Origin of the sequence: Streptomyces sp. NPDC001852 (assembly GCF_042891825.1) — a bacterium.
Taxonomy (GTDB): Bacteria; Actinomycetota; Actinomycetes; order Streptomycetales; family Streptomycetaceae; genus Streptomyces.
On record NZ_JBIATN010000008.1, the window covers coordinates 175,159 to 198,143 of the forward strand.

Consider the following 22,985-nt stretch of genomic DNA (forward strand, 5'->3'; position numbering starts at 1 on the left):
GCCGTTGGTCCACTCCGTTCCGGCACGACGAGACCCCCGGAGGGCTCACCCATGTCCGTCTTCTCCCTCTTCGCCCGCCTGGTCGAGCAGCTCGCCGACCTGCTCCAGCCCCTCTTCCACGCCTCCGCGGCCGCCGCCGCGATCGTCCTGTTCACCGCGCTCGTACGACTCCTCGTCCACCCCCTCTCCCGCGCCGCGGCCCGCGGCCAGCGCGCCCGTACCGCACTGCAGCCGCGCATCGCCGAACTGCGCGAGAAGCACGCCGAGGACCCGCGGCGACTGCAGCAGGCGGTGCTCGAACTGCACGCCGAGGAACAGGTCTCACCGCTGTCCGGCTGCCTGCCCAGCCTGCTGCAGCTGCCCGCCTTCTTCCTGCTCTACCACCTGTTCTCCAGCTCCACGATCGGCGGTGGGAGCAACGGGCTGCTGGGCCACCGGCTGCTCGCGGCGCCGCTGGGCGGGCGGTGGGCCGACGCCCTCGCCGGCGGTGGGGTGTTCGGCCCGGCCGGGCTGGTCTATCTCGGGGTCTTCGCGATCGTCGCGGCCGTCGCCGTCTTCAACTACCGGCGCACCAAGGCCATGACGGCCGCGAACCCGGTCGCGGCCGGCCCCGCGGGCGGCGAGCAGGTGCCGGGGCTCGGCGCGGTCAGCAAGGTCATGCCGTTCATGTCCTTCTTCACGCTCGTCACCGTGGCCGTCGTACCGCTGGCCGCCGCCCTGTACGTCATCACCAGCACGGCCTGGACCGCGGTGGAACGGGCCGCGCTGTACCGGTAGCAGGCGCGGTTACGGTCCAGTACGTGAACAGGGTCTTGCGGAGTGGACTGGTCGATTGGAGGATCGACCAAGTCCTCCGATGGCTGCACCCATCGGTCGGGCGCCCGCGATCGAGGGAGATTGTGACCATGAAGCTGCTGCGAGTCGGTACGGCCGGGGCCGAGCGGCCCGCGCTGCTCGACGCCGAGGGGACCCTGCGCGACCTGTCGGGGATCGTGGACGACATCGACGGCGCGCTCCTAGCCGACGAGGCCGCGCTCGACCGGGTACGCGCGGCGGCCGAGTCCGGCGAGCTGCCCCGCCTCGACGCGACGGGGCTCCGCACCGGGCCGCCGCTCGGCCGCATCGGCAAGATCGTGTGCATCGGGCTCAACTACCACGACCACGCCCGCGAGACCGGCGCCGAACCGCCCGCCGAGCCGGTCGTCTTCTTCAAGGCGCCGGACACGGTGGTCGGGCCGGACGACACGGTGCTCGTCCCTCGCGGGTCGCGCAAGACCGACTGGGAGGTGGAGCTCGCCGTCGTCATCGGGCGTACCGCGCGCTATCTGTCGTCGGCCGAGGAGGGGCTCGCGCATGTCGCCGGGTACGCGGTGGCCCATGACGTGTCCGAGCGGGAGTTCCAGATCGAGCGCGGTGGCACCTGGGACAAGGGCAAGAACTGCGAGACGTTCAACCCGCTGGGGCCGTGGCTGGTCACGGCGGACGAGGTTCCGGATCCGCAGCGGCTCTCGCTGAAGCTGTGGGTCAACGGGGAGCTGAAGCAGGACGGTACGACGGCCGAGCAGATCTTCCCCGTGGGGGAGGTCGTGCGGTACGTCAGCCAGTTCATGACGCTGTACCCCGGCGACGTCATCAACACGGGGACGCCGGCGGGGGTGGCGATGGGGCATGCCGAGCCGAAGCCGTATCTGCGGGCCGGGGACGTGGTCGAGCTGGAGATCGCCGGGCTCGGCCGGCAGCGGCAGGAGCTCAAGGACGCGTAGACGCTCCGCTGGGGAGCGCCGGGGAACTGCGGTTTCGTCGCCGGGCGCGGGTGGTTCGTGGCTGGTCGCGCCCACGCGGCGGAGCCGCATATCACACACAGCCCCGCGCCCCTTCGGGGCGCGTTCCTCTCAGCCCAGTAGAGAAGCGAGGCGGCGCCATTCCTCCCTCGGCAGCGCGTCCCTTTCGGCGTCGGTGACGATCTGGAGGGCCACGTGGTCGGCGCCCGCCTGGTGGAAGGTGTCGATGCGGGCCCGGATGCGGCTCTCGTCGCCCCAGGCGAAGACCGCGTCGACCAGGCGGTCGCTGCCGCCGTCGGCGAGGTCGTCCTCGGTGAAGCCGTGCCGCAGGAAGTTGTTGGTGTAGTTCGGCAGGGCGAGGTACATCGCGAGGGTGTCCCGGGCGAGGGAGCGGGCACGGGCAGGGTCGGCCTCCAGGACCACCTTCAGCTCCGGGGCGAGCAGCGGCCCGGCGCCGAGGATCTCGCGGGCGTGGGCGGTGTGCTCGGGCGTGACCAGGTACGGCACGGCGCCCGCCGCCCGGTCGCGGGACAGCTCCAGGGTCTTCGGGCCGAGGGCCGCCAGCACCCGGCGGTCCGCGGGCACGCCGGCCGTGTCCAGGGCGTCGAGATAGGCGACCAGGGCCGAGTACGGCCGGCGGTACTGATCGGCGAGCTTGGCGTGGCTCACGCCGAGGCCGAGCACGAAGCGGCCCGGGTGGGCCGTCTCCACCTCGGCGAAGGCCGCCGCGCTCGCCTCGGCGTCGTACTGCCAGATGCTCTGGATGCTGGTGCCGACGGTGAGGTGGTCGGTCGCCTCCAGAAGGGGTACGGCGTGGCGGGCGGCGCTGCTGCCGCCCAGCCATACGGCGCCGTAGCCGAGCTCCTCCAACTCGGCCGCAGCGTCCGTCAGTTCGCCGCTCAGGGAGGGGTCCTCCGCGCGCAGGCCGAGGCTCCAGACGCCGTACCGGCCGATCCTGTCCTTCACGGTGTTCGAGGTGCTCATGGGGCCGTCCCTCCGGTGTGCCGCGATCATCACGTCTGCAGCCATTCCCAACCGGAGGGATCCCTCACGTAATCCCGCTCGGCGTCACACGTTCAGGAACTGCTCCAACGCCTCCACGACGAACCGGTGGTCCTGGAGCTGGGGCAGCCCGGACACCGTCACCGCACCGATCACGCCCGCGTTCTCGACGTTGATCGGGAACGAGCCGCCGTGGGCCGCGTAGGTGTCGGGGTCCAGGCGGGAGGAGTCCTCGAACGTCGTGCCCTTGGCGCGGAAGCGGGCGCCGACCAGGTAGGAGGAGGCGCCGTAGCGCTCGACGACCCGGCGCTTGCGGGCGATCCAGGCGTCGTTGTCGGGGGTGGAGCCCGGCAGGGCCGCGTGGAAGAGCTGCTGGCCGGCCCGGTGGATGTCGACGGCGACGGGGGCCTGGCGCTCCCGGGCCAGTTCGACCAGCAACGAGCCGAGGGCCCAGGCGTCTTCGTATGTGAACTGCCGGAAGACCAGGCGGCGTTCCTGCGCCTCCAGCTCCTCGACGGACGGGGTGAGTTCGGGGGTGGTCCTGGGCGTGATCTGCGGATGGTGCTGCTGGTGGGGCATCAGAGGGTCACCGTCACCTTGTCCGTGGCCGACCTGCGGGCCGCTTCCAGTACGTCGAGGGCGGCGGCCGCCTCCAGGGCGGTCACCGGGTTGGGGCCGGCGCCGGTCAGGGCGCGGGCGACGGCCGTGTAGTAGGCGGGGTAGTCACCGGGGAGGGTCGGTACGGGGGTGCCGCCGCCGGTCAGCGGGGACTCGCCGGCGCCGATACGGCCGTACAGCGCCTCGGGCTCCGCGCCCCACCGGGGGCCGGGGCGCAGGCCCTCGCGCAGGGCCGCCTCCTGCGGGTCGAGGCCGTACTTCACGTAGCCCGCGCGGGAGCCGAGCACCCGGAAGCGGGGGCCGAGCTGGGCGGCCGTCGCGGAGACGTGGAGGTGAGAGCGGACGCCGTTCGCGTGCGTGAGCGCGATGAAGGTGTCGTCGTCGGTCTCGGCGCCGGGGCGGCGGACGGCCGTCTCGGCGTACACCTCGGTGACCGGGCCGAAGAGGAGCAGAGCCTGGTCGACGACATGGCTGCCGAGGTCGTAGAGCAGACCTCCGATCTCTGCCGGGTCACCGGACTCGCGCCAGCCGCCCTTGGGCTGGGGGCGCCAGCGTTCGAAGCGGGACTCGAAGCGCCACACCTCACCCAGGTCGCCCTGGGAGACCAGCTTGCGGAGGGTCAGGAAGTCGTTGTCCCAGCGGCGGTTCTGGAAGACGGACAGGAGCAGGCCGCGCTCCTCGGCGAGGGCGGCGAGGTCGCGGGCCTCGGCCGCGGTGCCGGCCACCGGCTTGTCCACGACCACCGGCAGGCCCGCCTTGAGGGCGGCGGAGGCGAGCGGGACGTGCGTCTTGTTCGGGGAGGCGATGACGACCAGGTCCAACCCGTCCGCGCGGTCGAACAGCTCCTCGGCGGTGGCGGCGAGCGCCACGTCCGGGAACTCGGCGCGAGCCTGCTGCTGGCGCTCCGGGTTGGCGGTGACCACGGTGTGCAGGGCGAGGCCCTCGGTGGCGGCGATCAGCGGGGCGTGGAAGACGGAGCCGGCGAGGCCGTAGCCGATCAGGCCGACGCGGAGGGGGGTGGCGGTCGTGCGTCCTGTCATGGATCCCATGGCTCCCTACTTTCGCAACGCTGTTGCCAAAGTGCAAGCGGTGGGGACAATGGGTGGCGTGAACAGGACGAGGACGGGGACGGGCTCGCGGACGGGGAAGCGGACGCGGAGTGGGTCGTCGGCGGCGGGATCGGCGACGGGGTCGACGGGGTCGGAGCCGGGGGCCGGGGTGAGGATGGCCGGCGGCGGGTCGGCGGGGGCGAACCTCTTCGCGGTGCGGTCGCACAACACCGCGCTGGTGCTGGGGCTGTTGCGGGACGCCGGGACGGAGGGGATCAGCCGGCTCGAACTGGCCGAGCGGACCGGACTGACCCCGCAGGCCGTCAGCAAGATCACCGGGCGGCTGCGGGAGGAGGGGTTCGCCGCGGAGGCCGGGCGGCGGGCGTCGACCGGGGGCAAGCCGCGGACCGTGCTGCGGCTGGTGCCGGAGGCGGGGCACGCGGTGGGGGCACATCTGGACCGGGACGAGTTGCGGGTGGTGCTGGTCGATCTGGACGGGGCCGTGGTGCAGGAACGGCGCGCCGAACTGGACCTGGGCGCCGGGGCGGAGACCGTGCTGGCGGTGGTCGGGGACGCGGTGCACGGGGTGGTGCGGGAGGCCCTGGGCGCGTTTCCGGGCGAGGGAGGGACGGCCGGGGAGGAGCCGTCCGGGGCAGGTTCGCTGCTCGGGGTGGGGGTGGCGCTTCCCGGGCCGCTCGATCATGCGCGGGGGGTGCTGCACCGGGTGACCGGGTTTCCCGAGTGGGAGGGGTTTCCGCTGCGGGACGCCCTCGGGGAGCGGTTGGGGATGCCGGTCGTGGTGGACAAGGACACGAACGCCGCGGCGCTCGGGCTGTCGGTGGGGGGTGAGGGCGGCGAGGGCGGATCCTTCGCCTATCTGCATCTCGGTACGGGGCTCGGGGCCGGGTTGGTGATCGGTGGGCGCGTGCATCGGGGGGCGCGGACCGGGGCGGGGGAGTTCGGACACCAGGTGGTCCAGCTGGACGGGCCGCCGTGCGAGTGCGGGGACCGGGGGTGCGTGGAGGCGCTGTGCCTGGCGGCGGTGGGGCGCGGGGAGGCCGGGGAGGCGGCGCGTGTGCTGGGCGTGGCGGCGGCGAACCTGGTCGGGCTGCTGGACATCGATGCGGTGCTGCTCGGGGGGCGGACGGTCGCGGGGGCGCCGGAGGAATTCGTGCGGGGAGTCGGGGAGGTGCTCGATGCCCGGGCCCGCCGGGAGGGGGTGCGCGGGGGACCGGTGCCGGTGCGGGTCGCTCCGCGGGGGGAGCGGGTGGTGGCGGAGGGGGCCGCGCAGTTGCTGTTGGCGCGGGTGTTCGGGCGCGGGGATGTGTGAGGTGCGCTGCGCCGGGCTGGGGGCGCGGTGAGGTTGCCTTCCGGGTGCCCCGGCGCTCTGCCGGCGGCACTGCAGCGCCCTGAAGGGGCGCGGGGAACTGCGCGAGTGGCCACGACGGACCCGCAGCCGCGCACGGTCCCATGTGACCCGGTGGGTGGGCGTCGGCCAAAGGCACCAGCGCTCACTCGGACAGGTTCAGTTGCCAGGAGACGCCGAAGCGGTCGTTGAGCCAGGTGAACTTGGGGCTGAAGCCGTAGTTGCCCAGGGGCATGAGCTCCGTGCCCTGGTCGGAGAGGGCCGCGTGGAGGCGGTCGATCTCGGCCTCGTTCTCGCACTGCACGAAGAGCGAGACCGCGGGCGTGAACGTGAAGTCATGGTGCGCGGGGCTGTCGATGCACATGAAGTGCTGACCGGCGAGCGAGAAGGTGGCGTGCTGCACGCTCCCCTCCTCACCGGGGCCATCGGCACCGTAGCGAGTGATGCTGACGACCTCGGCGTCGTCGAACAGCGAGGTGTAGAAGGCCATCGCGTCCTCGGCGTTGCCCTCGAACATCAGGAACGTGGTGATCTTCTGTGACGTCGCGATCTTCATCGTGCATGCTCCTCGGATGCTGTCAGATGCTGTCAGGCGCTGTAGGGGGCCAGGGTGCGGAGCCCAGCCCCGCTCTCCACAATGGACTCAAGCGCATCGAACGAACCGATCGACACTGCCGTCTCACTGAACGCACGCACCGGTCGGTGCAGTGAGGAGTGAGTATGCGCTGCTCTCGCATCACCACCGCAGTCCTCGTCGGCGCCGGTCTCGTGGCCCTTGCCGGGACCGCCGCCGCCTCACCGGTGGGCACCGTCAGTCCCGCGAAGGTGAAGCCCGGTCAGACCGTATCCCTCACGCTCGCGGGATGCAGTGATCCCAGCCAGGGCGGCCGCGCCGAAGGAGAACAGGTCGGCGCGCACACCTCGGAACGCACCCCGATCCGGACCGTCGAACTCAGGCCGACGGAGAAGGGCGTGCTGGTCGGGATCGCCGGGATCGAGCGGAACACCCAGCCGGGCGTGGCGCACATCTACCTGGCCTGTGCCTCCGATCCCGACGCCGTGGTCACGGTGGACGTCACCATCATCCACTGACCCCCGCCGATCGAGCGGTCTTCGCGGTATGCACCGGATCGGCGGTCGCGGGTGTGCCGCCGCGACCGACATGATCATGTGTTTATGCGACTGTGCACACCGCTGTCCCTGTCCCACTGCCTCGCCGCAGCCGCCGCGTCCGCCTCCGCCTGTGTGGCCGTCCCCGCCACGCCCGCCGCCGCCCTCGCCGACCCGCCCCCGGCCTGCGTCGGCGGCAACCCGCGCGCCTTCCCGCTGGCCGCCCGGATCCGCGGCGGCCCGGCCTCCTACGAGGCGGGTGGCGGATACGGCACCTGGTACCTCGACCTCACCAACACCACCCGCCGGCCCTGCACCGGCATCCACCCGGTGATCGTCCTCGTCGACGACAGGCGCACGCTGCAGCCCGACCAGCCCAAGCTGGAGTTCTACGACGGCCCGACGGCCCGGCCGGTGACCTTCGAGAGCACCGACGAGCAGGAGCTGGTCGGCGTGCTCGACGGCGCCGGGTTCGACGGGTTCGCCGTACCGGCCGGCAGGACCGTCAGCGTCAGGATCAGGCTCGTGTTCCCCTCCGACACCCCTTCCGACCAGGTCACGGCCAACGCCGCCGTCGTACAGCGCCGGGGCGGCGACGGGGACTGGGTCGGGGAGTCCAATGCCTACCGGTTCGGGATCGGGGGGTATGCGTCGCCGTCGCCGGCTCCGGACACCACGCGGGGCGGCGGCGTGGCACCGAGCGCCCCCAGCGTGTCCGGCAGCCCGCAGGCCACACCCGGCACCGGTACCGCCACCCCCGCCGCGAAAGGGGACGCGGAGGAGGCCGGTGAGCTGGCGCGTACCGGCGCCGCCCTCGCCCGCGGGCTGCTCGCGGCCACAGTGGCGGGCCTCGTGGCCGGCGGCGGCGCGTTGCTGCTGACCCGCAGACGCCGCTGAGCGGCCGTACCCCGGATCCATACGACCGGCTCGTACGACGCGGGGTCAGTACGGCGGGCACCCCTGCCGTCTGCGACGATCCCTGCGTGGACTACCCGAACGACCAGGCCCCCGGCGCCCCCGTCCGCTCCGGCATCCCCGAGCACGGGCGCATCCCCAAGTACTACGCGGTGAAGGCACGCATCGCCGCGCTGCTGGAGGAGCTGGGGGAGGGCAGCGTCATCCCCACCGAGCGCGATCTCGCCGAGCGGTACGACGTGGCCCGGGAGACCGTACGGCAGGCCGTACGGGAGCTGGTGCTGGAAGGGCGGCTGCGGCGCAAGGGGCGGGGAACCGTCGTCGCCGGGCCCAAGCTCGCCCAGCCGCTGTCCCTCGCGAGCTACACCGAGGGCGTGCGCCGGCAGGGCCGTACGCCGGGTCGTACGCTCGTCACCCTCGACCGGTTCCCCTGCCCGGACGCGCTCGCCGCCGAGACCGGACTCACCCGGGGCGAAGCCGTGTGGCACCTGGAGCGCGTGCTGCTCGCCGACGAGGAGCGGGTGGGCCTGGAGAGCACGTACGTAGCCGTCGAGCGGGTGCCCCGGCTGGACGCCGACTTCGACCCCGACTCCTCCTTCTACGGCTATCTCGCCGGCCAGGGCATCTCCTTCGGCGATGCCGACGAGCGCATCGAGACCGTGCTGGCCACCCCCCGCGAAGCCCTGCTCATCGGCACCCCGCCCGCCCTGCCGATGCTGCTGATCCACCGCGTCTCCCGGGACACGGAGGGCCGGCCGCTGGAGCGCGTGCGCTCGCTGTACCGGGGAGACCGCTTCTCCTTCACCACCCACCTCAGGGGCTGAAAAACGCCGGGTAAGGGGTAAAAAGCGCCGGTTCCAGACCACCCTGGAGTGTCACGGAAAGATAACGGGTCTAGCCCAAACGTGATGGGTCGTTCACGCTCTCGTTGTCAGCCGGATGTCTCCGGTTCCCCGATCGCGAGGAGCGTTGCCGCCGTGAAAGTGACAGTCGTCGGAGCAGGCGTGGTGGGCACCATGCACGCCTGGCAGGCCGTGCGGCGCGGCCACCAGGTCGTCCAGATCGAGCGCGAGGCCGAGGCGCGCGGCGCCTCGCTGCGCAACTTCGGGCAGATCTGGGTCAGTGGCCGCGCCGGTGGAGAAGAGCTTCGGACCGCGCTGCGGGCGCGGGAGCTGTGGGAGGGGATCGGCGCCCGGGTGCCGGCGCTGGGCTTCCGGGCGAACGGGTCCCTGACCCCCGTCCGCGGCCCCCTGGAGCTCGCCGTCGCCGAGGCCGCCGTGGCCCGCGCGGACGCCGCGGCCCGCGGCTACAAGCTGCTCATCCCGAGCGAGGCCCGTGCCCTCAACCCGGCCCTGCGAGGCGAGTTCACCGCCGCCCTGTACTGCGAGCGGGACGCGGCCGTCGAGCCGCGCACCGCCCAACTCGCCCTCCGCGCCGAGCTGTTGAAGTCACCCCACTACACCTTCCTGCCGGGCCGGGAAGTGCGCGAGGTCGTCGGTGCCGGCACCGTCCGGGACGACCACGGGGACGTGCACCGCGCCGACGCGGTCGTCCTGTGCACCGGCGCCTGGCTCGGTGGCCTGGTCCGCGAGCTCGTGGGGCCGGAGCTTCCGGTGCGCCGGGTGCGCCTGCAGATGATGCAGACCGACCCGCTGGGCGAGCCGCTGCCGACCTCCGTCGCCGACGCCGACAGCTTCCGCTACTACCCGGCGTACGCCTCCCCGGCGCTGGAGGAGCTGCGCGCCCGGCAGCCGCAGCCGGAGACCGCCGCCACGCACCGGATGCAACTGCTGATGGTCCAGCGCGCCGACGGCGGACTGACCATCGGCGACACCCACGAGTACGAGCACCCCTTCGCCTTCGACACCGTCGAGGAGCCGTACGAGCACCTCACCGGCGTCGTCGAGTCCCTCCTCGGCCGGCCGCTGCCGCGCATCCGCCGCCGCTGGGCGGGCGTGTACGCGCAGTGCACCGAACCCGGCCGGGTGGTGCACCGGCAGCAGGTGCGCGAAGGGGTGTGGCTGGTCACCGGGCCCGGCGGGCGCGGCATGACCTGCGCCCCCGCGATAGCCGAGACCACCGCGAACGAACTGGGCTGGTGAGAACCCCGATGAACACCCCGGATACCTCGGACACCCCGGACGTCCGTCTCGTCGTCCTCGACATGGCCGGTACGACCGTCGCCGACGGCGGACTGGTCGAGCGGGCCTTCGAGGCGGCGGCCGTCGAGCTGGGCGTCGCACCCGGCTCGGCCGAGCACGCCGAGCACCTCGCGTACGTCCGCGCCACCATGGGCGAGTCCAAGATCTCCGTCTTCCGGCACCTGTTCGGCACCGAGGACCGCGCCCGGCGCGCCAACACCGCGTTCGAGAAGGCGTACGGCGACCTGGTCGACGCCGGTCTGATCGCCCCGGTGCCGGGCGCCCGCGAGGCCGTCGAGGCGCTGGCCGGCAGCGGCCGTACCGTCGTCCTGACCACCGGTTTCGCCCGGGTCACCCAGGACGCGATCCTCGACGCCCTCGGCTGGCGGGACCTCGTCCCGCTCACCCTGTGCCCGGCCGACGCGGGCGGGCGCGGGCGGCCGTACCCGGACATGGTCCTGGAGGCCTTCGTCCGCACCAAGGCCGCCGAGGACGTGCGCCAGGTCGCCGTCGTCGGGGACACCTCGTACGACGTGCTCAGCGGGGTGCGGGCCGGGGCGGGGGTCGTCGCCGGAGTGCTGACCGGGGCCCACGGGGACGCCGAGTTCCGCGCGGCCGGCGCCACGCACGTCCTCGACTCCGTCGCCGGCCTGCCCCCGCTGCTGCTGGGAGACCGCTGAGATGGGCATCCGCTTCGACTCCGTCACCGTCGCCTACGGCGGCAACGTCGTTCTCGACGCGCTCGATCTGACCGTCGAGCCCGGCGAGGTCATGGCGCTGCTCGGGCCGTCCGGCTCCGGCAAGACCACCGCACTGCGGGCGGTCGCCGGGTTCGTACGGCCCGTGTCCGGGCGGGTGCTCCTGGGCGGCAGGGACGTGACGGACCTGCCGCCGTACCGGCGGGGCATCGGGATGGTCGTCCAGAGTTACGCGCTGTTCCCGCACATGCGGGTGGACGAGAACGTGGCGTTCGGGCTCAGGGCACGCCGGACGGCCAAGAGCGAGATACGGCAACGGGTCGCCGAGGCGCTGGAGATGACCGGCATGGCCGCGTACGCCCGCCGGCATCCGCGTGAGCTGTCCGGCGGGCAGCAGCAGCGGGTCGCCATCGCCCGCGCGCTGGCCGTCCGGCCGGACGTGCTGCTCCTGGACGAGCCGCTGTCCGCGCTGGACGCCCGGCTGCGCTCCGGGATGCTGGCCGAACTCGCCCGGCTGCACCGGGAGTTGCCGGACGTGTCGATGCTCTACGTCACCCACGACCAGGTCGAGGCGCTGACGCTGGCCGACCGGATCGCGGTGATGGACGCGGCGCGGCTTCAGCAGTGCGGGACCCCTCGCGAGCTGTACCGGGCACCGCGGAGCGCGTTCACGGCCTCCTTCGTGGGCGGTGCCAACCTGTTGCCGGTGACGGTCGGTGCCGGGGGCGTCGACTTCGCGGGGACCGGGCTGAAGGTCGACACGGGGGAAGCGGCCGCGGGGGCGCGGGCCACGCTGTGCGTACGGCCGCATCTGATCGGGCTGGGGGAGGGGCCGAACCGGCTCACCGGCACGGTCAGCGAGATCCAGTGGCGGGGTGCCACGCACCGGCTGTACGTCGAGGTCGACGGGCACGCGGTGACGGCGGACGTACGGGAGCTGAAGGACCCGCCCCGGCGCGGGGACCGTGTGAGCCTGCACTTCGCCGCCGAGGACGCGGTGCTGCTGCCCGCGGGGGTGGGTTCATGAGCAGGCGGCTGCTGTGGGCCTTTCCGCCCGTGGCTCTCCTGGCCCTCTTCTTCCTCTACCCCCTCGCCCTCGTCGTCCAGCAGTCCTTCCGGCCCGACAGCGGAGGCATCTCCCTGCAGCCGTACGCGGACGTCTTCGCCTCCGAAGGCTTCCGGAACGCGCTGTGGACCACGGTCTGGCTGGCGCTGTCCGCCACCGCCGGATGCCTGGTCCTGGGATTCCTGCTGGCGCTGGTCATCGCGTTCGTACCGTTCCCCGGGGCGAGGGCGGTGGCGCGGTTCATCGACGTGTACCTGTCCTTCCCGTCCTTCCTCATCACGCTGGCACTGCTGTTCCTCTACGGCAGCACCGGCATCATCGGTTCCTTCCAGTTCCTCACCACCCCCTGGGGTGTGCTGCTGGCGGAGGTCACCTACTTCACGCCGTTCGTGATGCGGCCGCTGCTCGCCGCGTTCTCGCAGCTGGACACCGCACAGCTGGAGGCGGCGAGTTCACTGGGTGCGCGGGCACCCCGCATCGTCCGGCGGATCATCCTGCCGGAGGCGCTGCCGGCGCTCGCGGCGGGCGGGAGCCTCGTCCTGGTGCTGTGTCTCAACGAGTTCGGGATCGTGCTGTTCACCGGCGCGAAGGGGGTCACCACCCTGCCGATGCTCGTCTACGGCAAGGCGATCCTGGAGTCCGACTACCCGGGCGCGTGTGTGGTCGCCGTCGTCAACGTCCTGATCTCCGTGGGTCTTTACGGCCTCTACCGGGTGGTGAGCCGTCGTGCTGGTGCATAGCCGTGGGGCCAGGCGGGCCGTGTGGGCGGTGTTCCTCGTCCTGTTCGTGCCGGTGTTCGCCCTGCCCCTGCTCGTCGTGCTCGGCGCCTCCTTCGCCACCCACTGGTCCGGCGTCCTGCCCTCGGGGATGACCGCCGCCAACTACCATGCGGCGACCCGGGGCGAGGCCCTGCAGGCCCTCGCCACCAGCCTGCTCACCGCCACCGCGGCCAGTCTGTTCGCGCTGACCGCCGGGACCTGGGCCGCGCTGGCCGCCGCCGCCCTGAAGAGGCGGCACCGGCGGCTCATGGACGCCCTGTTCGTGCTGCCGGTCGCCGTGCCGTCGGTCGTGGTCGGCCTGTCCGTCCTGGTCGCCTTCTCCAGGCCGCCACTGCTGCTCAACGGCACCCGGTGGATCGTGATCCTCGCCCACACCGTGCTGGTCACCGCCTTCGCCCACCAGTCCGTGTCGGCGGCGATCACCCGCCTCGACCCGGCCTACGAACAGGCCGCCGCTTCCCTCGGCGCCCGGCCGTCGTACGTGCTGTGGCGGGTTCGGCTGCCGTTGCTGCTGCCCTCCCTCACCGCCGCCGCCGGCCTCTGCTTCGCCCTGTCCATGGGCGAGCTGAGCGCCACGATGATGCTCTACCCGCCGGACTGGACCCCGCTGCCCGTGCTGGTCTACGCGGCCACCGACCGCGGCGCCCTGTTCACCGGCTCCGCCGTCGCCGTGGTGCTGATGGCCGCGACCCTGCTCGTCCTGTTCGCCGTCTCCCGGGTCCGCACCCGGGCGTCGTACCGCTGACCCCCACCTCCCTCAATCCCCCGACACCGCCAGGAGTTCGCCTCGCCATGCCCGGAAACCGCCTCCCGCTCGCCGTAGCCCTCGCCCTGCTCGCCACCCCCGTGCTGTCCGCCTGCGGCGGCTCCTCCGCCGCCTCCGATGCCAAGTCCGTCACCGTCTACAGCGCCGACGGCCTCAAGGGCGAGAACGGCGACGGCTGGTACGACAAGGTCTTCGCCGACTTCACCAGGCAGACCGGCATCAAGGTCAAGTACGTCGAGGGCGGCTCCGGCGAGATGGTGCAGCGCGCCGTCCGCGAGAAGAGCAACCCGCAGGCCGACGTGCTGGTCACCCTGCCGCCGTTCATCCAGCAGGCCGACAGCAAGGGCCTGCTGCAGAAGTACGAGCCGAAGGACGCGGGCCGGGTCGGCGGCGCCGACAAGGCCGCCGACGGCACCTGGACCTCCGTCGTCAACAACTACTTCGGGTTCGTCTACAACACGAAGGATCTGAAGCGGGCCCCGAAGACCTGGGACGAACTGCTCGACGGCAGGTACCGGAACAAGCTCCAGTACTCCACCCCGGGCGTCGCCGGTGACGGCACCGCCGTCCTCATCAAGGCCGTCCACGACTTCGGCGGCAAGGAGCAGGCCCTCGCCTACCTGAAGAAGCTCCAGGCCAACAACGTCGGCCCCTCCGCCTCCACCGGCAAGCTCGCACCCAAGGTGGACAAGGGCGAACTGCTCGTCGCCAACGGCGATGTGCAGATGAACTACGCCCAGTCCAAGACCATGCCCCACCTCGGCATCTGGTTCCCGGCCGGGAAGGACGGCAGGCCCACCACCTTCGCCCTGCCGTACGCGGCCGGCCTGGTCACCAAGGCCCCGCACGGCGAGAACGGCAGGAAGCTGCTCGACTTCATGCTGGCGCAGAAGCAGCAGCAGGAGGTCAGCGGGATCGGCGGCGGTTTCGCCGCCCGCCGGGACGTCAAGGCCACCGACACCAACGCCGTCGCCCTCGCCCGGCTGATGGACGGCGTGGAGGTGTTCGAACCGGACTGGAACGACATCGACAAGAACCTCACGTCGTACGTCGAGGACTGGAAGTCGGCGACCGGAAGCTGATCCCTGCGGGGCTTCAGCCGTTGACAGGGGGGCCGCTCCGCCGTGTGTACGCGCCTCCGCCGTCGCGGCTGGTCGCGCAGTTCCCCGCGCCCCTGGGGAGTTGCCCGACCGCCGGCCACCAAGCACCGCATCCCACCCGCACCGCCCCTGGTCCCGCCGGGGGCGGTGTCACAGGTACCGGGCGATCGACGGGGTACGGATCACGCAGGTCTGACTAGGCTGAGGGGCGTCGGTACGCCGTGGTTCCGGCGCCCCCGCTTTCCCGCCCCGCTTTCTTGACCGTACGCACGCCAGGAGACGCACAGCATGGCAGACCGCAAGCCGATCGAGTCGTGGCTCACCGACATGGACGGTGTCCTGATCCACGAGGGCGTTCCGATCCCCGGCGCCGATGCCTTCCTGAAGAAGCTGCGGGAGTCCGGGCGACCCTTCCTGGTGCTGACCAACAACTCCATCTACACCGCCCGCGACCTGCACGCCCGGCTGCGGCGGATGGGCCTGGACGTGCCCGAGAAGAATATCTGGACCTCTGCGCTGGCCACGGCCCAGTTCCTCGACGACCAGCGGCCCGGCGGCAGCGCCTACGTCATCGGCGAGGCCGGTCTGACCACGGCGCTGCACGACATCGGCTACATCCTCACCGACCACGACCCCGACTTCGTGATCCTCGGCGAGACCCGCACCTACTCCTTCGAGGCGCTGACCAAGGCCGTACGGCTGATCAACGACGGAGCCCGGTTCATCGCCACCAACCCGGACAACGTCGGCCCGTCCACCGAGGGCGACCTGCCCGCCACCGGCTCGGTCGCCGCCCTGATCACCGCCGCGACCGGCAAGAAGCCGTACTTCGTGGGCAAGCCCAACCCGCTGATGATGCGTGCCGGGCTCAACGCCATCGGGGCCCACTCCGAGACCTCCGCGATGATCGGCGACCGCATGGACACCGACGTCCTCGCGGGTCTGGAGGCCGGAATGCGCACCTTCCTGGTGCTGTCCGGCGTCACCCAGCCCGACGACGTCGACCGTTACCCCTTCCGCCCCTCGCAGGTCGCCGACTCCATCGCGGACCTGGTAGACCTGGTCTGACCCGGATCTGACCAGGGCCTGGCCAGGATGTGACCTGAATCGACCAACCCCCGATCGGTTCTGACCTGGTTCTTTCAAACCTCCTTCCACCCGTTCGGAGCAATCGGGTGCCTTCCGAGGATGCGGAGGCGCCCGGCGCGGGGGAGCCTCCTGGTAACTGGAGGTTCACGATGGGCTCACTACGCCTCACTCTCTGTACCGGAATCCTGGCCGCCGCCGCGTTCGCCCCCGCCGCCCACGCGGCCGACTCGGGCTCGGTCTCCGTGACCCCCGCCGCCCCCGCGCCCGGCACCGACGTGTCCCTGCGGGTCCACGGCTGCTCCGGGCCGCAGGGCACCGCCGTCTCGGCCGCGTTCGTCACCGACGCCCGGCTGACCGGCGCACAGGGCACTCTGGCCGGCGAGACCCGCGTCCGCTCCTCCCTCAAACCGGGCGCCTACGACATCAGGATCACCTGCGCCGACTACGTGATCACCGGGAAGATCACGGTGGTCGGCAGGGGGACGGCGCCCGACCGGGGAACCGCGCAGTACGCCGATCCCGGCCGCCCGCCCGCCGGGGCCGCCTCGCCCGTCGCCCCCGTCCCCGCGGGCGGCGGCGGCACCGCCCACTTCGCCACCGTGGCCACCACCGAGTCCGGCCCCGACACCGCCCAGACGGTGACCGGCCTGGTCCTCGCCGGGATCGCGGCGGTCGCCGTCGGGCTCCGCGCCCGCCGGGGCCGCGGCACCCGCTGAGCCCGGCCCATGTCCGAGGACCAGGCGCGCACCACCGGCACCGAGCGCGCCGTCACCTGCCTGACCTGGGCGGTGCTGCTGCTCGGGCTGTGGCTGTGGGGGCGCGGCCTGACCGGCGTACCGCACACCCCGGACGGCCCCGCCACGGGGAACCTGTTCGCACCCGCCGAGACCGCCCGGCTGCCCAGCCCGGCCAAGCCGCTCGGCAGCGCCGTGCCCCAGCGCGTCGACATCCCCCAGCTGGGCGTTACGGCACCGGTGGTGAGCCGGGGCCTGGACGCCCAGGGCGCCGTCGACCCGCCCCCGTTCGACCAGCCGGGCGTGGTCGGCTGGTACGGCGCCGGCACCGCACCCGGCGCCAGGGGCACGGCACTCCTGGTCGGGCACGTCGACACCACGACCCGGCCCGCGGTCTTCTACAAGCTCAGCACCCTCAAGCCCGGCGAGACGGTCCGGGTGGTCCGCTCCGACGGCCAGGTGGCCCGGTTCACCATCGACGACGTCCGCGTCCTGCCCCGCGCCGGCTTCGACGCCCACCAGGCCTACGGCCCCCACCGGCCGGGCCGCGCCGAGCTCCGCCTGATCACCTGCGGCGGCTCCTTCGACCGCACCACCCACAGCTATATGGCCAACGTCGTGGTCTCCGCATACCTCACGGGAACCACCCGCTGACCCCCGTACAACTCCACCCCGTACGCCCCGCCGCGCGACCTCGCGACCTCGTGACGGAGCGGGTGGATATGCCAGGATTGGCACCCGGACCGGTGCGCCCAGGGGGGACCAGGGGGGATTCGCATGTACGACAGCAGGGGGGCCCGTGCTGCCGCGCGGGCGTCGGCGGCCGGGGTGCTGGGGGCGGCACTGCTGCTCACCGGATGCTCCTCCGGCGGCGGGGACGACAGCGGCGACCCGGGGGCCCGGATCACCCAACAGCCCAAGGCCGCCGACCCGTTCTGGGTCAACCCGGACGGCACCGCGGCCCGCTGGCTCGCCGCCTACGAGAAGTCCGGCAGGAAGACGGAGGCCGCGCAGATCCGCAAGATCGCCGAGCAACCGGTCGGGGAGTGGATCGGCCCGGAGAACCCGGAGAAGGAGGCGCGCGGCTTCACCGAGGCCGCCCAGCAGTCCGACCGCACGGCCCTGCTCGTCCTCTACGACATCCCGCACCGCGACTGCGGTCAGTACTCCGAAGGCGGAGCCGCCGACGGCAACGCCTACCGCGCCTGGATCGACGGTGTGGCCCGGGGCATCGAGGACCGCCCCGCCATCGTGATCCTGGAACCGGACGCCGTACTCCACCTCGTCGACGGCTGCACCCCGGACCGGTTCCACGAGGAGCGCTACGACCTCCTCAAGGGCGCGGTCGCGCGGCTCAAGTCCCTGAAGAACACCAAGGTCTACCTGGACGCGGGCAACGCCGGCTGGGGCCACCCCGACCAGATCTACCGGCCCCTGGAGCAGGCCGGCATCGACCAGGCCGACGGCTTCTCCGTCAACGTCTCCAACTTCTACTCCACCCAGGACTCCATCGCCTACGGCAAGCAGCTCTCGGCGAAGGTGGGCAACAAGCACTTCGTCATCGACACCAGCCGCAACGGCAACGGCCCCTACACCCAGGGCGACCCGGCCCAGCGCTGGTGCAACCCGCCGGGCCGGGCCCTGGGGGAAACCCCGACGACGAAGACGGCCGACCCCCTGGTGGACGCCTACCTGTGGGTCAAGCGCCCGGGGGAGTCGGACGGCACGTGCAAGGGGGGCCCGAAGGCGGGGGACTGGTGGGCGAGTTATGCGCTCGCCCTCGCCGAGAACAGCAAGTGACCCGGCCCTAGGGAACCCTCACCCACTGCGCCTTGCTCGGCGTCCCCTGGTCGTCGTCCACGAACAGCATGTACCACCCGGAGGTCACCAGGTTCCGGTTCTTCGGCACCGTCACCGTGATCTTGTTCCCGGAGGTCCTGAAGTCCAGGGCGATCGACCGCTGGTCGACGTCCGTCACGTGCGTCGACGCGCTCGGCCGGATCAACCGCACCTTCTTGATGCTCGACGCGTGATCCGAGGTGAACGTCCCCGACGCACCCCGCGCGACGGTCTGGGGGCCACCGCTCAGCGTCGGCCGCGCATCCCGGTACAGATACGGCGGCGTGTAGATCTCGATCCGCTGCTCGAACCTGCCCGGCTTGGTGTTCGCCCTGTCGCCGTACAGCGAGTCGGAACCGAAGAACATCACCCGTCCGTCCGGCAACAGGATCGACCCGGAGTGGTAGTTCCGGCCCACCAGCGGATCGGCGACCTCGGTGAAGCTGTTGCTGTCGGGGTGGTACAGCCGCGCCTGGAGGATGTTGGAGTCGCCGCGCCCCCGGTAGTCCTCCGAACCGCCGGAGACCAGCACGGTGTCGTCGGGCAGGATCGAGGTCTGCGGATACCGCGTGCCCTTCTCCAGCTCCGGCCCGTCCACGAAGTGCGGGTTCTTCGCCTGCAGGTCGATCAGCCGGGTCTTCTTGCTGGACAGCTTCGACTCACCGACGCCACCGCCCCCGATCACCATGAACTTCTCGTTCTGCGCCGGAGGCAGCAGCACCGTCCCGGACGTCTCCATCACGTTCGGGTCGCTCAGCCCGGGCAGCTTGGTGAACGTGTTGGTGTCGACGTCCCAGATGCCCGGCTCACGGCCCACGTTGTCCGGTCCGTACCCCGCGTTCGAACCCGAGTAGAAGATCTTCCCGTTCTGCATCAGGAACAGCGCCGGATACGTGGGGAACTGCCGGACCGTCCTCGTGTACGTCCACTTCTTCGTCCTCGGGTCGAAGACCTCGTTCTTGCCCGGCACCAGCTGACCGATGTCGTCCAGGCCGGAGACGCTGAGGATCCTGCCGTCCGACAGCGTGGTGAGCGTCGGGTACCAGCGGGCCTCGTTCATCGGGTCGACCTTGATGTACCGCTCGGCGACCGGATCGAACTCGTAGGCGTCCTTGATGCCCTCGAAGTCCTTCTTGTCGAGGGCGAGCTTCTGCGCGATGCCGTAGGTGTTGCGCGCGTCGGCGCCGGTCAGGCCCTGGATCCGGTAGTTGTCCTGGGTGCCGGTCTCGTACTGGGTGCCCTCGCGCGGGGCCTCGACGTAGACCCGGCCGTAACCGGGGTTGTTCCGCAGCCACTTGCCGCTCCTGTCGAAGACCTTCGTGGCGCGCGGGACCAGGACCGGGTCCTGGGAGACGAACGTCCTGCCGTTCTGCCTGCCGGTGAACCTGCTGCCCGCCGGCAGCGTGATCGGTTTGTCCGGGTTCTCGTTGTAGAGGATCATGACGCCGCCGGCCTTCTTGACGTCGCCCTTGAGCTTCTCGTACCGCTTGGTGCCGCCCGCGATCAGCAGATTGCCGTTGGCCAGTTGGGTGTGGCCGGTGCAGAACAGGTCGTTGGGCGTGGGGATCTTCTTGATCGTGCCCTTGACCGGGTCCCAGATCCGGGTGTCGAACTTCTTCTGATTGAAGTTGTCCTGGTTGTTGCCCGAGCCGGCGACCAGCAGCACCTTGCCGGTGTGCAGGAGCGCGGCGTGGATGGTGTCCTGGCGGTACTCCGGCGGGAACTCGATGATGTCCCAGTGGCCGTTCTCGGCCTTGTACTCGGGTCTGTTGATCTTGTACTGGTGGTACTGCGCGGTCGCGAAGCGATAGACCCACGGCCCGTTCATCCCGGCCAGCGCGAGTACCACCGCCGCACCGATCGCGAGCCTGCGAGCGCGACGGCGGCCGGCCTGGTCCTTCATTCCTTAGGTCCCCCCAGTCCGCCCAGGGCGATCTGCATGGTCTGTTCGTCCTGCCCGCCGCGGCCCCCGTCCGCCCAGGTGGGCCGCTTGGGCGGCAGGTGGGCCGCGTACGGTGCGGGCACCGCGTCCTGCGGTTCGGCGACCGCGGGGGCCGGCGCCGCCGGCTTCGGCCGCTTCTTCTCCTGCCGCAGCGTGTACCGCCAGGCGAGGATCGGCGAGGCCGTGATCAGCAGGGCGAAGCACGCCCAGGTGATCATCGCGGGGTGGGAGTGCCCGAACGCGAAGCCGGCGGCGAGCGAGCCGGCGAAGACCAGGATGAAGAACCAGTGGACCCGGAACGTCCCGAACAGCGTGTCGGGGCTTGCCGACTCGCCCTTGGGCGTCACCACGAATTTGCTCTTGCGGCGCAGTACGGCGTCCATCAGGGAGCGTGCGTAGATCGGCGCGGACAGGGCGGACATCACCATGCCCGCGACACCGCCGGAGCCCTCCGGCTCGTGCGGGGAGACGTTGTGCCGCCGGTTCCAGATGTAGAGGCCGATCTGCAGCGCGGAGGCGTTGCCGTACAGCATCAGCCACACGGTCGGGTCGATGTTCACCCCCGAGGCGCCCAGGCCCAGGAAGAGCGCGCAGCTCAGGGCGGCCAGGATCCAGTTGAGGGCGGACATCGGGTAGAAGATGATCATCATCGTGTAGTTGAAGAGCTTGCCCGGCCCCAGCGTGAACAGGCCCTTCCAGTACTGCTTGAGGATCGTCTCGTACGTGCCCCGGGACCAGCGCAGCTGCTGGGTGAAGAAGTCCGTCCAGGCGTTCGGGCCCTCGCCGACCGCGAGCACGTCCGGGGTGTAGACCGACTTCCACTTCCGGCCCGTCGCGGGGTTCTTGGCGCGGTGCATCTCGAAGCCCGTCGCCATGTCCTCGGTGATGGAGTCGTACAGGCCGCCGATCTGCTTGATGGCGCTGATGCGCACGGCGTTGGAGGTGCCGACGAACATCGGGGCGCCGTAGCGGTTGCCGGCGCGCTGGATCAGGGCGTGGAAGAGGAACTGCTGGGACTCGGCGGCCTTGGTGACGAACGTGTCGTAGTTGCCGTACACCTGCGGGCCGATGACGAAGCCGACGTCCGGGTCGCGGAAGTAACCGAGCATCCGCTCCAGGTAGTTGGGCAGCGGCACGTGGTCGGTGTCGACCGAGGCGAAGAAGTCGTAGTCGTCGCCGTGCGCCTCCAGCCAGGCGTTGTAGTTGCCGTGCTTGGTCTTCGCGCGGTGCGGCCCCTTGGGCCGGTTCCACCTCTCCACTCCCTTGCGGGTGAAGTGGTGCACGCCGAGCCGGGCGCAGACCTCCTTGACGGCCGGGTCGTCGCCCTCGTCCAGCAACCACACGTGCAGCAGCCCCCGGTGACGCAGCCTGACCGCGGCCTCCAGGGTCTTCGTCACCATCTCCAGCGGCTCCTTGCCGGGCACGAAGGTGGTGATGAAGGCGACTCTGGTACCGGTCTCGGGGACCACCGGGACCGGGTCGCGGGCGACGAGGGTGGCGTGCGCGTTGGACAGTACGTTCATGCAGCGGAAGAACTCGATCAGGCCGATCGAGACGAGCATGACGACGTCGAGCGCCGGCAGGAAGTCGTGGGCGGGATAGTCGCGTTCGGTCCAGTGCTCGGGCTGCAGCAGCCAGAACAGCAGGACCAGGGAGAGGATCGGGGCCGCGCCCAGCATGAGCGCGGCACGGAGGCGGTGCGGCTCCTGCGAGAGCAGCGACCGGTACCGCACCCGGTACGGCGTGCTCGGGTCGGGCTGGGTGAGGGGGCCCGCGAGCCGGCTGTAGTGCTCGTAGTCGTATCTCGGCAGGCTCTTCCTGATCCGGTGTAACTGGCCCGTCCGGTGGCCGATCACCCTGAGCTGTGTGGTCTGTGACGGGTCGTCGTGAACGTGGCTCTGTCCGGCGCCCGTCGGCGTCGACGTCATGGGTCATTCCCCCCACACGCAGGTCACCGCGTGTTCTGTCGCTGTGGTGGCTCGCCGTCCCCACGCCTTCCCCACCTCATGGACAGGGAACGGCGACCTTTCGGTCGCATCGATGCCCCCCTCGGCATCGGTTCATGAGCGGGGCCCCCTCCCCGCCGTCCGGCAACCGTTTGCATCCCCCCAACTCCCGCCAAACAGCGGCAGCTTGGACACCCAAGGGTTCTACGGCGCTCCGCATGATCGCAAGACGCGAAACACCGTGTTTACCGGTCAAACCCGTTCATTGTGGCGCGCGTGGGGCTCGGGAGACGGGGACGCGCCGGTGGTCCCGGACGGCCGGGGTGTGCCGGTGGCGGAGAGGCGGACGCGGATGTTGCCGAAGTGATCCCTTATGGCCTCCTCCGCGCGCAGCGCGTCGCCGGACCGGACCGCGTCCAGGATCTCCCGGTGCTGGCGGCAGGTGACCCTGGGGTCCTGCGGCACGTCCACCAGATCCCGCTGCACCCGGTGGAAGGCGTCCCAGAACGCCTCCAGCACCTCGCTCAGCAACACGTTGTCCAGCCCCCGGTAGAGGGTGGCGTGAAAGGCCCGGTCGGTCTCGGCGAGTCCGGCTCCTTCCGCGGCCTGCTGTTCCATGCGTCGGACGAGGGCGTCCAGTTCGACGAGGTCCGCCTCGGGCAGCCGCCCGGCCAGCCGCGAGACCAGCCCGGTCTCCACGGCCTCGCGCAGCTCCAGCAGCTGCAGCAGGGAGTCCTCGCCCCGGTAGTGCCCGGCGACGGTGCGGAAGGCCAGCCCCTCGATCATGGGCGCGAACGACATCGAACCGACGTACGTCCCGAACCCGTGCCGGATCTCCACGATCCCCATCGCCTGCAGCGCCTTCAGCGCCTCGCGCACGGAGTTCCGGCTCGCGCCGAGGTACTCCATCAGCTCGGGCTCGGTCGGCAGCGGGGCGCCCGAGGGCAGCCGCCGGTCGACGATCAGCTTCTTGATCCGCTCCTGGAGGTCCCGGGCTGCCATGGCGAGAGGGTATCCGGCCAGTCGGGGGGAGGGCCCTGTTCC

23 protein-coding genes are annotated in these 22,985 nt (G+C 71.5%); 16 read left to right on the forward strand and 7 right to left on the reverse strand.

Annotated elements, in window-relative coordinates:
- The first annotated feature begins 51 nt into the window (after positions 1-51).
- Together ACFYZB_RS16335 and ACFYZB_RS16340 are read left to right on the forward strand one after the other, a co-directional pair.
- On the forward strand, positions 52-777 hold the full coding sequence (locus tag ACFYZB_RS16335) for a YidC/Oxa1 family membrane protein insertase (RefSeq protein WP_388758843.1): 726 nt from the start codon (positions 52-54) through the stop codon (positions 775-777).
- Positions 778-905: 128 nt separating this feature from the next.
- Positions 906-1,763, forward strand: coding sequence for a fumarylacetoacetate hydrolase family protein (locus ACFYZB_RS16340; protein ID WP_351207226.1), 858 nt, complete (start codon positions 906-908; stop codon positions 1,761-1,763).
- Positions 1,764-1,892: 129 nt separating this feature from the next.
- Here ACFYZB_RS16340 and ACFYZB_RS16345 read toward each other — a convergent pair whose 3' ends face one another.
- From ACFYZB_RS16345 to ACFYZB_RS16355, 3 genes are all read right to left on the reverse strand, one after another.
- Positions 1,893-2,765, reverse strand: a complete 873-nt coding sequence (locus tag ACFYZB_RS16345; protein WP_388758845.1) for an LLM class F420-dependent oxidoreductase — start codon at positions 2,763-2,765, stop codon at positions 1,893-1,895.
- 84 nt (positions 2,766-2,849) lie between these two features.
- Positions 2,850-3,362, reverse strand: a complete 513-nt coding sequence (locus ACFYZB_RS16350) for a heme-degrading domain-containing protein (RefSeq protein WP_351207230.1) — start codon at positions 3,360-3,362, stop codon at positions 2,850-2,852.
- Complete coding sequence (locus ACFYZB_RS16355; protein WP_388758848.1) at positions 3,362-4,441, reverse strand: Gfo/Idh/MocA family oxidoreductase; 1,080 nt, start codon at positions 4,439-4,441, stop codon at positions 3,362-3,364. Before ACFYZB_RS16355 ends, ACFYZB_RS16350 begins: the two co-directional genes overlap by 1 nt.
- Before the next feature lie 184 nt (positions 4,442-4,625).
- Here ACFYZB_RS16355 and ACFYZB_RS16360 point away from each other — a divergent pair, with 184 nt between their 5' ends.
- Entirely contained in the window at positions 4,626-5,780 is a 1,155-nt protein-coding gene (locus ACFYZB_RS16360) for an ROK family protein (RefSeq protein WP_388758850.1), read from the forward strand.
- Positions 5,781-5,961: 181 nt separating this feature from the next.
- On the opposite strand, the gene ACFYZB_RS16365 is transcribed toward ACFYZB_RS16360, so the two are convergent.
- Complete coding sequence (locus ACFYZB_RS16365; RefSeq protein ID WP_388758852.1) at positions 5,962-6,372, reverse strand: VOC family protein; 411 nt, start codon at positions 6,370-6,372, stop codon at positions 5,962-5,964.
- Positions 6,373-6,536: 164 nt separating this feature from the next.
- Between ACFYZB_RS16365 and ACFYZB_RS16370 the strand changes: the two genes are divergently transcribed.
- The 13 genes from ACFYZB_RS16370 to ACFYZB_RS16430 all read left to right on the forward strand — a co-directional run bounded on the left by ACFYZB_RS16370 (position 6,537) and on the right by ACFYZB_RS16430 (position 18,014).
- Positions 6,537-6,908 (forward strand): hypothetical protein, encoded by a 372-nt coding sequence (locus ACFYZB_RS16370; protein ID WP_351207238.1) that lies wholly within the window; start codon positions 6,537-6,539, stop codon positions 6,906-6,908.
- Positions 6,909-6,992: 84 nt separating this feature from the next.
- Positions 6,993-7,823 carry a hypothetical protein gene (locus ACFYZB_RS16375; protein ID WP_388758854.1) on the forward strand — a complete coding sequence of 277 codons (831 nt, stop codon included), beginning with the start codon at positions 6,993-6,995 and terminating at the stop codon, positions 7,821-7,823.
- Between the two features lie 86 nt (positions 7,824-7,909).
- Positions 7,910-8,665: a GntR family transcriptional regulator gene (locus tag ACFYZB_RS16380; RefSeq protein WP_388758856.1), complete on the forward strand. Its 756-nt coding sequence runs from the start codon at positions 7,910-7,912 to the stop codon at positions 8,663-8,665.
- Positions 8,666-8,818: 153 nt separating this feature from the next.
- Positions 8,819-9,943, forward strand: coding sequence for a TIGR03364 family FAD-dependent oxidoreductase (locus tag ACFYZB_RS16385; RefSeq protein ID WP_388758858.1), 1,125 nt, complete (start codon positions 8,819-8,821; stop codon positions 9,941-9,943).
- Between the two features lie 8 nt (positions 9,944-9,951).
- The gene (locus ACFYZB_RS16390) at positions 9,952-10,662 is read left to right on the forward strand and encodes an HAD family hydrolase (RefSeq protein WP_388758860.1); all 711 of its coding nucleotides are present in this window, start codon (positions 9,952-9,954) and stop codon (positions 10,660-10,662) included.
- A gap of 1 nt (position 10,663) precedes the next feature.
- Complete coding sequence (locus ACFYZB_RS16395; RefSeq protein ID WP_388758861.1) at positions 10,664-11,707, forward strand: ABC transporter ATP-binding protein; 1,044 nt, start codon at positions 10,664-10,666, stop codon at positions 11,705-11,707.
- Complete coding sequence (locus ACFYZB_RS16400) at positions 11,704-12,486, forward strand: 2-aminoethylphosphonate ABC transporter permease subunit (RefSeq protein WP_388758863.1); 783 nt, start codon at positions 11,704-11,706, stop codon at positions 12,484-12,486. The genes ACFYZB_RS16395 and ACFYZB_RS16400 overlap by 4 nt, the downstream gene beginning before the upstream one ends.
- Complete coding sequence (locus ACFYZB_RS16405) at positions 12,473-13,270, forward strand: ABC transporter permease (protein ID WP_388758865.1); 798 nt, start codon at positions 12,473-12,475, stop codon at positions 13,268-13,270. Before ACFYZB_RS16400 ends, ACFYZB_RS16405 begins: the two co-directional genes overlap by 14 nt.
- Before the next feature lie 47 nt (positions 13,271-13,317).
- The gene (locus ACFYZB_RS16410; RefSeq protein ID WP_388758867.1) at positions 13,318-14,373 is read left to right on the forward strand and encodes a 2-aminoethylphosphonate ABC transporter substrate-binding protein; all 1,056 of its coding nucleotides are present in this window, start codon (positions 13,318-13,320) and stop codon (positions 14,371-14,373) included.
- A gap of 306 nt (positions 14,374-14,679) precedes the next feature.
- Positions 14,680-15,459 carry an HAD-IIA family hydrolase gene (locus ACFYZB_RS16415; RefSeq protein WP_388758869.1) on the forward strand — a complete coding sequence of 260 codons (780 nt, stop codon included), beginning with the start codon at positions 14,680-14,682 and terminating at the stop codon, positions 15,457-15,459.
- A gap of 170 nt (positions 15,460-15,629) precedes the next feature.
- Positions 15,630-16,196 (forward strand): hypothetical protein, encoded by a 567-nt coding sequence (locus ACFYZB_RS16420; protein WP_351207258.1) that lies wholly within the window; start codon positions 15,630-15,632, stop codon positions 16,194-16,196.
- A 9-nt stretch (positions 16,197-16,205) separates the two neighbouring features.
- Positions 16,206-16,868, forward strand: coding sequence for a class F sortase (locus ACFYZB_RS16425; protein WP_388758871.1), 663 nt, complete (start codon positions 16,206-16,208; stop codon positions 16,866-16,868).
- Between the two features lie 123 nt (positions 16,869-16,991).
- Positions 16,992-18,014, forward strand: coding sequence for a glycoside hydrolase family 6 protein (locus tag ACFYZB_RS16430; protein WP_388758873.1), 1,023 nt, complete (start codon positions 16,992-16,994; stop codon positions 18,012-18,014).
- A 7-nt stretch (positions 18,015-18,021) separates the two neighbouring features.
- Here the strand turns inward: ACFYZB_RS16430 and ACFYZB_RS16435 are convergent, their stop codons facing one another.
- The 3 genes from ACFYZB_RS16435 to ACFYZB_RS16445 form a co-directional block, all read right to left on the reverse strand.
- On the reverse strand, positions 18,022-19,956 hold the full coding sequence (locus ACFYZB_RS16435) for a galactose oxidase-like domain-containing protein (RefSeq protein WP_388758875.1): 1,935 nt from the start codon (positions 19,954-19,956) through the stop codon (positions 18,022-18,024).
- A complete protein-coding gene (locus ACFYZB_RS16440) occupies positions 19,953-21,923 on the reverse strand; it encodes a glycosyltransferase family 2 protein (RefSeq protein ID WP_388758877.1) in 1,971 nt (656 codons plus the stop codon). The genes ACFYZB_RS16435 and ACFYZB_RS16440 overlap by 4 nt, the downstream gene beginning before the upstream one ends.
- 270 nt (positions 21,924-22,193) lie before the next feature.
- Complete coding sequence (locus tag ACFYZB_RS16445; RefSeq protein ID WP_388758879.1) at positions 22,194-22,943, reverse strand: FadR/GntR family transcriptional regulator; 750 nt, start codon at positions 22,941-22,943, stop codon at positions 22,194-22,196.
- Positions 22,944-22,985: the final 42 nt, after the last annotated feature.

What these genes read in the sequence shown, in the direction of transcription:
- ACFYZB_RS16390 (WP_388758860.1), top strand. Translation starts at nt 9,952, where the DNA reads ATGAACACCCCGGATACCTCGGACACCCCGGACGTCCGTCTCGTCGTC.
- ACFYZB_RS16375 (WP_388758854.1), top strand. Translation starts at nt 6,993, where the DNA reads ATGCGACTGTGCACACCGCTGTCCCTGTCCCACTGCCTCGCCGCAGCC.
- ACFYZB_RS16400 (WP_388758863.1), top strand. Translation starts at nt 11,704, where the DNA reads ATGAGCAGGCGGCTGCTGTGGGCCTTTCCGCCCGTGGCTCTCCTGGCC.
- ACFYZB_RS16350 (WP_351207230.1), bottom strand. Translation starts at nt 3,362, where the DNA reads ATGCCCCACCAGCAGCACCATCCGCAGATCACGCCCAGGACCACCCCC.
- ACFYZB_RS16335 (WP_388758843.1), top strand. Translation starts at nt 52, where the DNA reads ATGTCCGTCTTCTCCCTCTTCGCCCGCCTGGTCGAGCAGCTCGCCGAC.
- ACFYZB_RS16395 (WP_388758861.1), top strand. Translation starts at nt 10,664, where the DNA reads ATGGGCATCCGCTTCGACTCCGTCACCGTCGCCTACGGCGGCAACGTC.
- ACFYZB_RS16365 (WP_388758852.1), bottom strand. Translation starts at nt 6,372, where the DNA reads ATGAAGATCGCGACGTCACAGAAGATCACCACGTTCCTGATGTTCGAG.
- ACFYZB_RS16360 (WP_388758850.1), top strand. Translation starts at nt 4,626, where the DNA reads ATGGCCGGCGGCGGGTCGGCGGGGGCGAACCTCTTCGCGGTGCGGTCG.
- ACFYZB_RS16410 (WP_388758867.1), top strand. Translation starts at nt 13,318, where the DNA reads ATGCCCGGAAACCGCCTCCCGCTCGCCGTAGCCCTCGCCCTGCTCGCC.
- ACFYZB_RS16435 (WP_388758875.1), bottom strand. Translation starts at nt 19,956, where the DNA reads ATGAAGGACCAGGCCGGCCGCCGTCGCGCTCGCAGGCTCGCGATCGGT.
- ACFYZB_RS16370 (WP_351207238.1), top strand. Translation starts at nt 6,537, where the DNA reads ATGCGCTGCTCTCGCATCACCACCGCAGTCCTCGTCGGCGCCGGTCTC.
- ACFYZB_RS16425 (WP_388758871.1), top strand. Translation starts at nt 16,206, where the DNA reads ATGTCCGAGGACCAGGCGCGCACCACCGGCACCGAGCGCGCCGTCACC.
- ACFYZB_RS16420 (WP_351207258.1), top strand. Translation starts at nt 15,630, where the DNA reads ATGGGCTCACTACGCCTCACTCTCTGTACCGGAATCCTGGCCGCCGCC.
- ACFYZB_RS16430 (WP_388758873.1), top strand. Translation starts at nt 16,992, where the DNA reads ATGTACGACAGCAGGGGGGCCCGTGCTGCCGCGCGGGCGTCGGCGGCC.
- ACFYZB_RS16415 (WP_388758869.1), top strand. Translation starts at nt 14,680, where the DNA reads ATGGCAGACCGCAAGCCGATCGAGTCGTGGCTCACCGACATGGACGGT.
- ACFYZB_RS16445 (WP_388758879.1), bottom strand. Translation starts at nt 22,943, where the DNA reads ATGGCAGCCCGGGACCTCCAGGAGCGGATCAAGAAGCTGATCGTCGAC.
- ACFYZB_RS16440 (WP_388758877.1), bottom strand. Translation starts at nt 21,923, where the DNA reads ATGACGTCGACGCCGACGGGCGCCGGACAGAGCCACGTTCACGACGAC.
- ACFYZB_RS16345 (WP_388758845.1), bottom strand. Translation starts at nt 2,765, where the DNA reads ATGAGCACCTCGAACACCGTGAAGGACAGGATCGGCCGGTACGGCGTC.
- ACFYZB_RS16340 (WP_351207226.1), top strand. Translation starts at nt 906, where the DNA reads ATGAAGCTGCTGCGAGTCGGTACGGCCGGGGCCGAGCGGCCCGCGCTG.
- ACFYZB_RS16355 (WP_388758848.1), bottom strand. Translation starts at nt 4,441, where the DNA reads ATGACAGGACGCACGACCGCCACCCCCCTCCGCGTCGGCCTGATCGGC.